13 protein-coding genes are annotated in these 11,900 nt (G+C 46.6%); 7 read left to right on the top strand and 6 right to left on the bottom strand.

All coding sequences use genetic code 11. The annotated features are described in order from the left end of the window. Window positions 1-32: 32 nt before the first annotated feature. From P3L57_RS19215 to P3L57_RS19200, 4 genes are all read right to left on the bottom strand, one after another. Window positions 33-230 carry a YwbE family protein gene (locus P3L57_RS19215; protein WP_010332373.1) on the bottom strand — a complete coding sequence of 66 codons (198 nt, stop codon included), beginning with the start codon at window positions 228-230 and terminating at the stop codon, window positions 33-35. 34 nt (window positions 231-264) lie between these two features. Continuing rightward, complete coding sequence (locus P3L57_RS19210) at window positions 265-1,467, bottom strand: MFS transporter (RefSeq protein WP_059353314.1); 1,203 nt, start codon at window positions 1,465-1,467, stop codon at window positions 265-267. A gap of 107 nt (window positions 1,468-1,574) precedes the next feature. Then, window positions 1,575-2,252 (bottom strand): CidB/LrgB family autolysis modulator, encoded by a 678-nt coding sequence (locus P3L57_RS19205; protein ID WP_044159947.1) that lies wholly within the window; start codon window positions 2,250-2,252, stop codon window positions 1,575-1,577. Beyond that, window positions 2,234-2,620, bottom strand: coding sequence for a CidA/LrgA family holin-like protein (locus P3L57_RS19200; protein ID WP_003222205.1), 387 nt, complete (start codon window positions 2,618-2,620; stop codon window positions 2,234-2,236). The genes P3L57_RS19205 and P3L57_RS19200 overlap by 19 nt, the downstream gene beginning before the upstream one ends. Window positions 2,621-2,725: 105 nt before the next feature. Here P3L57_RS19200 and cidR point away from each other — a divergent pair, with 105 nt between their 5' ends. The 7 genes from cidR to P3L57_RS19165 all read left to right on the top strand — a co-directional run bounded on the left by cidR (window position 2,726) and on the right by P3L57_RS19165 (window position 9,839). Then, the gene (cidR, locus tag P3L57_RS19195; protein WP_010332370.1) at window positions 2,726-3,634 is read left to right on the top strand and encodes a cidABC operon transcriptional activator CidR; all 909 of its coding nucleotides are present in this window, start codon (window positions 2,726-2,728) and stop codon (window positions 3,632-3,634) included. Between the two features lie 7 nt (window positions 3,635-3,641). After that, entirely contained in the window at window positions 3,642-4,460 is an 819-nt protein-coding gene (gene thiM / locus P3L57_RS19190) for a hydroxyethylthiazole kinase (protein WP_044159945.1), read from the top strand. Beyond that, window positions 4,457-5,125, top strand: a complete 669-nt coding sequence (gene thiE, locus P3L57_RS19185) for a thiamine phosphate synthase (RefSeq protein WP_059292265.1) — start codon at window positions 4,457-4,459, stop codon at window positions 5,123-5,125. Before thiM ends, thiE begins: the two co-directional genes overlap by 4 nt. Window positions 5,126-5,279: 154 nt before the next feature. After that, window positions 5,280-6,725, top strand: a complete 1,446-nt coding sequence (locus P3L57_RS19180; RefSeq protein ID WP_069486746.1) for an FTR1 family protein — start codon at window positions 5,280-5,282, stop codon at window positions 6,723-6,725. After that, window positions 6,722-7,879, top strand: coding sequence for an iron uptake system protein EfeO (efeO, locus tag P3L57_RS19175; RefSeq protein WP_069486747.1), 1,158 nt, complete (start codon window positions 6,722-6,724; stop codon window positions 7,877-7,879). Before P3L57_RS19180 ends, efeO begins: the two co-directional genes overlap by 4 nt. Before the next feature lie 18 nt (window positions 7,880-7,897). Further along, complete coding sequence (gene efeB / locus P3L57_RS19170; RefSeq protein WP_059353316.1) at window positions 7,898-9,148, top strand: iron uptake transporter deferrochelatase/peroxidase subunit; 1,251 nt, start codon at window positions 7,898-7,900, stop codon at window positions 9,146-9,148. A gap of 88 nt (window positions 9,149-9,236) precedes the next feature. Next, window positions 9,237-9,839: a DsbA family oxidoreductase gene (locus tag P3L57_RS19165; RefSeq protein ID WP_044159935.1), complete on the top strand. Its 603-nt coding sequence runs from the start codon at window positions 9,237-9,239 to the stop codon at window positions 9,837-9,839. A 44-nt stretch (window positions 9,840-9,883) separates the two neighbouring features. On the opposite strand, the gene P3L57_RS19160 is transcribed toward P3L57_RS19165, so the two are convergent. Both P3L57_RS19160 and P3L57_RS19155 read right to left on the bottom strand, forming a co-directional pair. Then, window positions 9,884-11,425 (bottom strand): solute symporter family protein, encoded by a 1,542-nt coding sequence (locus tag P3L57_RS19160; protein WP_059353317.1) that lies wholly within the window; start codon window positions 11,423-11,425, stop codon window positions 9,884-9,886. Beyond that, entirely contained in the window at window positions 11,422-11,736 is a 315-nt protein-coding gene (locus P3L57_RS19155; RefSeq protein WP_069486748.1) for a DUF485 domain-containing protein, read from the bottom strand. The genes P3L57_RS19160 and P3L57_RS19155 overlap by 4 nt, the downstream gene beginning before the upstream one ends. Window positions 11,737-11,900 lie beyond the last annotated feature (164 nt).

Genomic DNA, 11,900 nt, shown 5'->3' with positions numbered 1-11,900 from the left:
AGAAAAAATCTGCCCGGTTCAGGGCAGATTTTTTATGTAGAAATGATTTGCTGGACGCGTCCGATACGGCCATCTTCCAGACGGACTTTAATGCCGTGCGGGTGATAGCTTGATTTCGTCAAAATATCCTTCACTGTGCCTCGCGTCAGTTTTCCTGTTTTTTGATCCGCTTTCAAGACAATATCAACCTGTAATCCTTTAGAAATGCTGCTCCGCTCTTGCCCGTTCATAGCACACTTCCTTTCTTTTTATTCATTATAGTCGTTATGGTTTAAAAGTAACAGCCGGCTGATGAAGCGTATGTTTATTTTTTTCTGCTTTTATTAAATATAATGTCAGCCCTGCGCCCGCTATGCTGAGAATGGCGAAGAGCAGATAGACCGCGAAGATGGAAATGTAGTCAAAAATGTATCCGCCAACAAACGTACAGAACCAGTTGCCGAATCCGTTGCCGATGGCGGCGTACATGGTTAGCGCTGTCGCCTCCACATGGCTCGGGGTAATCTTTTTGACGTATTGCAGCGCCGCCGGAATAAATAAACCAATAGAAATGCCTTGGAGACATACCGTCGCATAAATGAGCCATAACGAAGGCTCTGTGAAGTAAAGCGTCCATCTGAATAATGAAACCCCGCCGGACAGTATGATGACATTGAGCAATCCCATTTTATCTATGAATTTCTGTGCAAACCTCATAAACGGAATTTCTGAGATCACCCCGATAAAAAATAAAAGGCCAATGGCGGAAAGAGACGCGCCGCTTTTGTCGAGAAACAGACTGAAGTATGTATTGTTCGCTAAATTTGGTGCGAATGTCGTAAAGGTGATGATCATAAAGATGAGGAAAGTTTTGTTGCTGACCAGCTCCCGGAACCCTTTGCGGATGTTGATCTTTGTTTTTGTTTTCTGCTGGCCCGGCATCTGTGATGCTAATATGGCTGCCATGCACAGAAAGGCACAGCCAAAGATAAAGATGACGTGAATGGGGTACAGCTGATTCGTCACCTGTCCCATGACAAACACCGCAATGCCGAAGCCGAGAGAACCAAACAGGCGGATTCCGCCGTAGTTTCCGTTTGTTTGTTGTGTGTAGCGTAAAGAAATGCTGTCTGACAATGGAATGATTGTGCTCTGAAAGGCTGCAAAACAGGCTGCAATCAGAATAAACAACGGAAAGCCGTCAAATGCGATGTAGCCGAGCCCGATGACACCTGTTACCGATGTGCAAACCGCAAGCAGGCTTTTTGTTTTTTGCGTATAATCGCTCAGCATACCCCAAAACGGCTGGAAAAAGATCATCACAATCGGGCCGAGTGACATAATCAAGCCGACTTGTGAGCCGCTTACATGCTGTTCCTTTGTTAAATACATACTGAGCAGCGGAATGATACTGCCTGTGCCCAGGAAAGCAAATAAATAAAATCCTTTTAACGCGGCGTAATGCCGTTTCACCTGCAAACTGCGCATGAGGGCTCCTCCTTTAGTATCCACAAATTACATTATATTGTAATTTCTCAGCTTTTCAATGGAAGGAGACACAAAAAAACTGCCCTTGCCAGGACAGTTTTTTCTACCTACATAAATGAAAGTAAAAACGGCGCCGCGCAAAGCGTCATAATCGCCGCAAGGATCATTGACACGCTGGAAATCGTGCCGGACACTGAGCTAAGCTCAAATGCTTTGGATGTGCCCGCTCCATGTGCGCTTGTGCCGAGCAGCACGCCCCGCGCAATTTCGTTATCAATGCGGAAATAGCGGATGACCATCGGGCCGATGACGGTGCCGAACAATGCAGTCAAAATGACAAATATAGCTGTGACCGCAGGCATTCCGCCGATCATTTCAGATACGTTCATAGCGATCGGCGTTGTCACTGATCTTGGAACGAGGCTGTCAATCAAGCCAGTTCCGAGATGAAGCCATTTCGCAATAAGAGCTGTAGAAATAATCGCGATGCATGAGCCGAGGGCGACGTTTAAAATAATTTCCACTGCGTATTTCTTTAAAACAGGGAAATATTTATAAAGCGGGATCGCAAATGCCACGGTAGCCGGCTGAAGCATATCGGTCAGCACTTCACCGCCGAGATTATATGTCTCGTACGGGACATTAACCAGCAGCAGCAGACCGACTAACACAGCGGGCGTCACCAATAGCGGCGACGTATAGACTCGCGGAAAACGCGAATATACTTTTTTTGCTCCTAAATACACCAAAACCGTTAATAACAAACTTACAATTCCGATGAACACGTATGTTTTTTCTCCTTTCTTTTCGCAATGATTTGTGTAAGCGTTCCTGTGGACACCATCACGACAAACGTGCTGATGATGACAACAAGCAAAATGCTGACACCGAATTTTGACATAATGTCTCCGTATTCAATCACTCCGACGGCAGATGGGATAAAAAATAAAAGCAGCTCCCCAAGAAGCCACGCCGCGCCAAGCTCTATCCATTCAAGCTTGATGATTTTAAAGTGTAATAATGTGAAAAGAATCACAATCCCAATTATACTGCCGGGAATATTTATATGAAGAAGGGCTGTCACCCAATTAATCAGCCGAGCAAATATAAATAACAGAGCGATTTGAATAACGGTTAGCAACAGTTTTTTCATATTGATGCCTCCCTTATATTCATATTGTACATGAGGTTGCGCTATAGGTAAAATATATATTAAGCATAATAAGTATTCCTTTTGTCTATAGAAAGGGTGAAACAAATGGACATCCGCCATTTAACATATTTTCTGGAGGTCGCCCGTCTGAAAAGTTTTACGAAGGCGTCTCAATCACTTTATGTTTCTCAGCCGACGATATCGAAAATGATCAAAAATTTAGAAGCGGAGCTTGGAATCGAGCTTTTTTACCGAAACGGCAGACAGGTGGAGCTGACGGACGCCGGCCATAGCATGTATGTGCAAGCGCAGGAAATCATTAAATCATTTCAAAACCTGACATCTGAGTTAAATGATATTATGGAGGTCAAGAAGGGGCATGTGCGAATCGGACTGCCGCCGATGATCGGCTCAGGATTTTTCCCGCGAGTGCTCGGCGATTTTCGGGAAAATTATCCGAATGTGACCTTTCAGCTCGTTGAGGACGGCTCTATCAAAGTTCAAGAAGGCGTTGGGGACGGTTCTCTTGACATCGGTGTTGTCGTTCTCCCCGCAAACGAAGACATTTTTCATTCATTTACGATCGTAAAAGAAACATTAATGCTTGTCGTACACCCTTCCCACCGGCTGGCGGGTGAGAAAGAGAGCCGATTACAGGATTTGAAGGAAGAGCCTTTTATTTTTTTCAGGGAGGATTTTGTTCTCCACAATCGAATTATGATGGAATGTATCAAGGCCGGATTCCGGCCCCATATCATTTACGAAACCTCACAATGGGATTTTATCAGTGAGATGGTGTCAGCCAACCTGGGGATCGGACTTTTGCCGGAACGCATATGCCGCGGCCTTGACCCGGAAAAGGTCAAAGTCATTCCGCTTGTCGATCCGGTCATCCCTTGGCATCTTGCGATTATATGGAGAAAGGACCGCTATTTGTCCTTTGCGGCAAGAGCTTGGCTTGAACATACGAAATCGTATTTATGGGATCCGAAAAAAAGAGAGAGTAAAGGATGATGCTAATATGGATGCACAATCAGCAGCAAAACGTCTAACAGCCGTCCGGAAGCATAGCCCTCTGGTGCACAGTATAACAAACAATGTTGTGACAAATTTTACAGCGAACGGCCTGCTCGCCCTCGGTGCATCACCCGTAATGGCTTATGCGAAAGAAGAGGTCGCCGACATGGCAAAAATCGCGGGCGCGCTCGTTTTAAATATCGGAACGCTAAGCAAAGAAACCGTCGAAGCTATGATCATTGCGGGTAAATCAGCGAATGAACATGGCGTACCCGTCATTCTTGATCCTGTCGGTGCTGGAGCGACAACGTTCCGCACTGAATCGGCACGTGAGATGATTCGTGAGGTGCGCCTCTCTGCAATCAGGGGAAATGCCGCGGAAATTGCACATACCGTCGGTGTTTCGGATTGGATGATCAAAGGAGTCGATGCCGGTGAAGGCGGAGGCGACAGCATCCATCTGGCTCAACAGGCGGCGCAAAAACTGAACACGGTCATTGCGATTACTGGGGAAGTCGATGTAATTGCCGACGCATCTAACGTATACACTCTTCATAACGGCCACAAGCTGCTGACGAAGGTGACAGGCGCCGGATGTCTTCTGACTTCAGTTGTCGGTGCGTTTTGTGCAGTGGAAAAAAATCCGTTATACGCTGCTATCGCTGCGATTTCCTCATATGGTGTTGCGGCACAGCTTGCCGCGCAGCAGACAGCTGACAAAGGTCCGGGGAGTTTTCAGATTGAATTGCTGAACAAGCTGTCTTCTGTCTCTGAACAAGATGTACTAGAGCTAGCGACAATAGAAAGGGTGACAGTCTCATGACACGTATTTCTCGGGAAATGATGAAAGAGCTATTATCTGTTTACTTCATTATGGGTTCAAACAATACGAAAGGCGATCCTGTGGCAGTCGTGCAAAACGCATTAAAAGGCGGTGCCACTCTGTACCAGTTTCGTGAAAAGGGCGAGGGCGCATTGACAGGAGAGGAGCGGATTGCCTTCGCCGCAAAGGTTCAGGCGGCATGCCGTGAAGCCGGAGTCCCTTTTATTGTCAATGATGATGTGGAGCTGGCACTGAAACTGAAGGCAGACGGTGTGCACATCGGCCAAGAGGATGCGAAAGCAAAAGAGGTACGCGATGCCATTGGCGATATGATTCTTGGCGTGTCTGCCCATACGATGTCTGAGGTGAAGCAAGCCGAGGAAGATGGAGCAGATTATGTCGGTCTCGGGCCGATCTATCCGACGGAAACGAAAAAGGATACAAGAGCTGTGCAGGGTGTGTCTCTGATTGAAGCGGTGAGACGTCAAGGCATCAGCATCCCGATTGTCGGCATCGGCGGCATCACAATAGAAAATGCCGCTCCCGTCATCGAAGCGGGGGCTGATGGTGTCAGTATGATCAGCGCTATCAGTCTGACGGAAGATCCGGAAGAAGCCGCACGTAAATTTTACGATGTTATTCACACATATAAGACCGGCAGATAACCCGATTTGCCTTCAAAAGGCTGTCCTGTAAAGGGCAGCCTTTTTGCTGTTCCGCCAAGGTTTTCAGACCTTCAAATTTTCATTGACAAAGATCGGGAACTGGCTATGATTATGATATACAATGATAATCATTTTCAATTATAGGAGGAACATGATGGCTCGGGGGCTGACACTTATATTACTCAGCTTGTTGATGTTTTTCGGTTCGGCGGTGCATGCGGAAAATGATCCGATTGCTTCCCTGCTTGAATTAAACAAGCAAATGATCAAATCTGTACGAGACGGAGATATAGATTCCGCACAGCAAACATTTGAGACCTTCAAATCGGCGTGGAAAAAGGAAGAACCATCTATTAAGAAGGAAAACCTTTCATCCCACAGCAAAATGGACTCGAATATCGCTATGATTTCTCTTTCTTTCATTAATCAAGACGCGAACAAACTCGAAACACAGCTTGAAGAGCTTTCTTCTCACTTAGAAACCTACCAGCAGGCTGTTGTGCTGAAGAAGGCATCCTCTGGTCAATCAAGGGCGTCCTTAACAGCCTATATTCAAAGCTTAAAAGACACAAAACAATTGATAGAAAAAAAACAGATGGGAGAAGCGTCAGCCGCTATCGACAACTTAATCACATCTTGGCTGGCCGTAGAAGGAGACGTCGTATCCCAATCCAAAGAAGCGTATACCACATCGGAGGAAAATCTGGCACTCATGAAGGCTGAAATCGACAGCCATCCCGATCAGGTCATAAAACAAATTGACGAAATGATTCAATTGCTTGAGCCGATTGCTTCGAGCAGCTACAGCTGGTGGGACTCGGCCTTGATCCCAATTCGTGAAGGAATGGAGGCGCTGCTTGTCATCGGGGCGCTTTTGACCATGACAAAAAAAGCCCGTGTCGCCCGTTCTTCTGCATGGATCTGGGGCGGCGCGTCAGCAGGCATGTTCGTTTCCTTAGCAGCCGGAATCGGCGTCACCCTCCTGTTCTCCTCGAATGTATTCGGAGAAAACAATTTCTTGCTAGGCGGAATCACCGGCTTGCTGTCCGCAGTCATGCTTTTGTATGTCGGGGTGTGGCTGCATAGAAACGCCTCGATGGACAAGTGGAGAGAAAAAATCAATATCCAGAAATCACAGGCGCTGAAAAAACGAAGCCTGCTTTCCTTTGCGCTCATTGCATTTCTGGCAGTCGTGAGGGAAGGGCTTGAAACAGTCATCTTTTTCATCGGCCTTGTTGGAAAGCTCTCTCTCACTGAGCTGATCGGCGGGACAGCCGCGGGCCTTGTCGTTCTCGTTATCGTCGGTGTTCTTATGATGAAGCTCGGAATGCGCATTCCATTGAAGCCGTTTTTTCTGCTGTCAATGGCGGTTGTCCTGTATATGTGCGTGAAATTTCTCGGAACAGGCGTCCACAGCCTGCAACTCGCGGGGATCCTTCCGTCTGATGCAGAAAGCTGGCTGCCGTCTGTGTCCGTTCTCGGAATTTATCCGTCCGTGTACAGTACGATTCCGCAATTGCTGATTTTGCTATTTTTACTGATCGCGCTTATCTCAGAAGCGGCAAAACATTATACAAATGGAAAGGAACTGACAAAATGAATATCACAAAGATTGCTGTAACAGCAGGATGCATCCTTGCACTGTGTGCGGGATGCGGAGCCAATGACACTTCGTCAACTAAAGAAAAAGCGTCATCTGATAAAAGCGGAGTAAGCAAAGAGATTGCAGCTTCCGTTGATAAAATGGAGAACATGATTTCCGAGCTGAACGAATCAGCTGAAAAAGCTGATCAAAAAGAGATTCAAAAGAAGGGGAAAGAATTAAACAGCTACTGGCTTTCTTTTGAAAATGATATTCGCAGCGACTATCCGTTCGAATACACAGAAATCGAAAAGCATCTTCAGCCAATCTACACAGAAGCGCAAAAATCCAAACCGAATACAGACAAAATCAAGACAGAATCCGAGTCACTGAAAGCGTCCTTAGAAGACCTGACAGAAGCGAAGAAGAGCAGCAAAAAGGCAAGCGATCAGCTGGCAAAAGCGGCAGATGAATATAAAGACTACGTCAAAGAGCAGAGCGATCAGCTTGTGAAGGCGACGGAAGCATTTACAGCTGCCGTGAAGGCAGGCGATATTGAAAAATCAAAGACGTTATATGCGAAAGCGCGCGTCTATTACGAAAGAATTGAACCGATTGCCGAAAGCCTCGGAGATCTTGACCCAAAAATTGATGCCCGTGAAAACGATGTAGAAGAAGGAGACAAATGGACAGGGTTCCACAAGCTTGAGAAAGCCATTTGGAAGGATAAAAATATTTCCGGGGAAAAGGCGACGGCTGACCAGCTTGTCAAGGATGTAAAAGAGCTTGATGGCTCGATTGAATCATTGACATTAACGCCTGAACAAATTGTGGCTGGCGCGATGGAGCTTCTGAACGAAGCAGGTATTTCTAAAATTACGGGTGAAGAGGAGCGCTACTCACGAATCGACTTAGTCGATCTTATGGCAAATGTTGAAGGCTCCGAGGCTGTGTATCAAACTGTGAAAAGCGCGCTCGTAAAAGACCACTCTGATCTGACGGAAAAGCTGGATACCCAATTCAGCGAATTTGAAGTTTTAATGGCAAAATACAAAACGAATGATCAGGCCTATACGTCTTATGATAAATTAAGTGAAGATCAAATCAGAGAGCTGAGCACAAAGCTGACGACTCTTTCTGAAACCATGTCGAAGATTGCGAATGTGCTATAAAAGGAGTTTTGTAACAGCATGAGCGATGAACAAAAAAAGCCAGAACAAATTCACAGACGGGACATTTTAAAATGGGGAGCGATGGCTGGGGCGGCCGTGGCGATTGGCGCCAGCGGCCTCGGCGGTCTCGCTCCGCTTGTTCAGACCGCGGCTAAGCCATCGAAGAAGGACGAAAAAGAGGATGACCAGGTTGTTCCATTTTACGGAAAGCATCAGGCCGGAATCACCACTGCCCATCAGACGTACGTGTATTTTGCCGCGCTTGATGTGACGGCGAAGGAGAAAAGCGATATCATCACGTTATTCAGAAACTGGACCAGCCTGACACAAATGCTGACGTCAGGAAACAAAATGTCGAGCGAGCAGAAAAATCAATATCTGCCGCCGCAGGATACGGGTGAATCGGCTGATTTACCGCCTTCCAACTTAACGGTTACTTTTGGCTTCGGGCCTGACTTTTTCGAAAAAGATGGAAAGGATCGTTTCGGACTGAAAGGCAAGAAACCGAAACACCTTGCTGCTCTTCCGGCGATGCCGAATGACAATCTCGATGCGAAGCAGGGAAGCGGAGACATCTGCATCCAAGTATGCGCTGATGCTGAACAAGTGGCGTTTCACGCGCTGCGAAACCTGCTGAATCAAGCGGTGGGCACCTGTGAAGTCCGCTTTATAAACAAAGGCTTTTTAAGCGGAGGCAAAAATGGAGAAACGCCGCGCAATCTATTTGGGTTTAAAGATGGAACAGGCAACCAAAGCACCAAGGATGACACCTTGATGAACTCGATCGTGTGGATTCAGTCTGGCGAGCCTGACTGGATGACAGGCGGAACTTATATGGCTTTTCGGAAAATCAAAATGTTCCTTGAAATTTGGGACCGCTCTTCCCTGAAGGATCAAGAGGATACTTTCGGCCGCAGAAAAAGCTCCGGGGCGCCTTTTGGCCAAAAAAAGGAAACAGACCCTGTCAAGCTGAATCAAATCCCGTCAAATTCGCACGTCAGCCTTGCGAAATCTACAGGGAAACAAATTTTGCGAAGAGCCTTTTCTTACACGGAAGGCATTGACTCCAAAACCGGTTATATGGATGCAGGTCTCCTGTTTATCAGCTTTCAAAAAAATCCCGACAATCAGTTCATTCCCATGCTGAAGGCACTTTCGGCAAAAGATGCGTTAAATGAATATACGCAAACGATTGGTTCTGCTTTATATGCAATTCCCGGCGGGTGTAAAAAAGGAGAATATATCGCTCAGCGGTTGCTTGAATCGTAAAAAGAAGCCATGCAGGCTTCTTTTTTAAAAAACAGTTGTAACTTTTATTGTTACAGTTTAAAATCAACCTATACGAAAGGAGACAATCATGACAGTACAGATAAAAGTTTATTCAGATTACGTCTGCCCATTTTGTTTCATTGGAAAAGCCGCTTTTGAAGAGGCGATAAAAGGAAAGGATGTTGAAGTCGAGTGGATGCCGTTTGAATTGCGTCCAAGTCCTTCACCGCAGCTTGATCCTGTAAACGATCCTTCCAAAAAGTATATGTGGCAAACCTCGATCAGACCGATGGCGGAGAAATTGGGAGTCGATATCAAATTTCCAAACGTCTCGCCTCACCCATATACAGACTTGGCTTTTGAAGGCTTTCACTTTGCCAAAGAATACAACAAAGGACATGAGTACAATACCCGTGTATTTGCAGCATTTTTCCAAGAGGGCCAAAACATCGGAGAGATTGATATCTTGACGAAGCTGGCGGAGGAAGTTGGCTTAGACGGAACATTATTCAAAGCTGCGCTGGAAGCAAGAACATATCAGGACGTGCAGCGGCAAGCTCTGAAGCACGCCTATGAAGAAGCTGACATTACAGCCGTACCAACCTTTGTCATCGGCGACACCGTGATTCCGGGAGCAGCCGGCAAGGAAGTATTTGAAAACGCGATTTCTCAGGAACAACAGAAAACGTAACCTAAGAAAGCTCTCTAAACAAAAATCTGTTTAGAGAGCCTTTTTTAATCCTGATCCATATGAATTCCCGTATGCGCCTTCACCTGTATTTCCGCAAATGTATCTTCGTTAGCCGTTTTATCAGAAGACAGAAGCGTTCCAAGCCACGCACCGAGGAAACCGAGCGGAATCGAAATGATGCCCGGATTAGACAGCGGGATAAGCGGATCGCCTACAAAAATAGCACCTCCGGCCGGGTCCCACACACTCGGGCTCATCGACACGAGGACAAGTGCACTGATCAGCCCAGTCAGGCTGCCCCATAATGCGCCAGAGGCATTGAATCTTTTCCAAAACACAGTAAACACAATCAGCGGAAGGTTTGCACTGGCTGCAACGGCAAATGCCAATGCGACAAGAAAGGCGACATTTAAGGATTGAGCAAAAATCGCAAGAATGATAGACAGCACTGACACGGCGACAGATGCCCATCTGGCCGCTTTCATCTGTTCTTTCTCAGTTGCTTCTCCTTTTCTGATAATCTGGCTGTAGATATCATGGGCAAACGCTGAAGCGGCAGACAGCACCAAGCCTGTTACCACTGCCAAAATCGTGGCAAAGGCGATGGCTGATACAAACGCGAACAGGAAATCTCCCCCGAGTGCTTTTGCCAGAAGCGGCGCCGCCATGTTTCCCGCTGGATCGGCCGCTGTAATCGCATCAAAACCGACAAACGCGGCTGCACCAAATCCGAGAAATACTGTCATAATGTAAAACACACCGATGATCCATGTTGCTGAAACGACTGATGCCCGGGCAGTTTTGGCATCCTTAACTGTATAAAAGCGAATTAAAATATGCGGAAGGCCTGCGGTCCCCAGCACAAGTGCCAAATTCAGCGACAGGGTTTCAAGCGGGACTTTGTATTTGTTCCCTGGATTTAAAAAATCAGCGCCAAGCGGAGTAGCGGTTTTCATTTGCTCAAACATTGTATTAAGGTTAAAACCGAATTTAGAAAAAACGATGATGGAGATGACGAGGGTGCCGGCCATCAGCAAAACGGCTTTGATAATCTGAACCCAGCTCGTCGCGATCATTCCGCCGAACACGACATAAATGGTCATGAGCACTCCGACAATCAGAACGGCCGCGGTATAATCGAGCCCAAGCAGCAGTTTAATCAGCGCCCCTGCCCCCACGAGCTGAGCGATCATATAAAAGGTAGAGATGGCGATGGTATTGAGAGCGGCGACACCGCGGATCTTCTTTTCTTTAAAACGCGCCGCAATCATGTCCGCCATCGTATACTTTCCGAGATTCCGAAGCGGCTCCGCCACGATATAGAGGACAACGAGATAAGCGACAAGAAAACCGATGCTGTAAAAAAACCCGTCGAACCCATATAACGCAATCATTCCGGCAATGCCGAGGAACGACGCGGCAGACATATAGTCGCCGGCAATTGCCAGTCCATTCTGAACACCGGTGAGTCCGCCGCCGGCCGTATAAAACTCACTCGTCGTTTTCGTTTGTTTCGCGGCAAAATACGTAATCACAAGCGTTAGACCGACAATCGCTACAAATAACAGAAACGCTGTCAGGTTCATGTCTGTTCACCCTTCAGCTCTTCTTTTAAAGCGTTTACAAATTGGTCGTAACGAGCTGCCTTTCGGGAATACACCGTACAGAGTGTCCACGTCATAACGAATTGAGCGATGGCAAACAGCCAAGCCCATGAAACAGCACCAACTGCCGGAGTATTCAAAAAGGTGAAATAAGACGTTAAAACAGGGAGTGAAAAATAAAAGACAAAAAAGAAAATCGCAGTTGGAACAATAAAGGCCCGTTTCTGCTTCAAAAAGGCTTGAAAAGATGGAGACCCAGCAATCTTTTGGTAATCAGCTTGCGATCTGTACATGGCTTTCCTCCTTTTATTCTGCTGAAAAATAAGCATAAAGGTACACCAATAGGTATGTACAGAAAGTCTGATTTATTCTTCAGGATCATAAAGTGGACGAAAAAAGCAGGAAACGTGAAGATAAGACGCGAGGGTATAAAACGGGCGAAGGTTTTCCAGCTGCC

This window comes from Bacillus sp. B28, from assembly GCF_029536185.1.
In the GTDB taxonomy this organism is placed as follows: domain Bacteria; phylum Bacillota; class Bacilli; order Bacillales; family Bacillaceae; genus Bacillus; species Bacillus halotolerans.
Note: the sequence above shows the minus strand (reverse complement) of the source record. Positions and strands in the feature narration are given on the sequence as shown.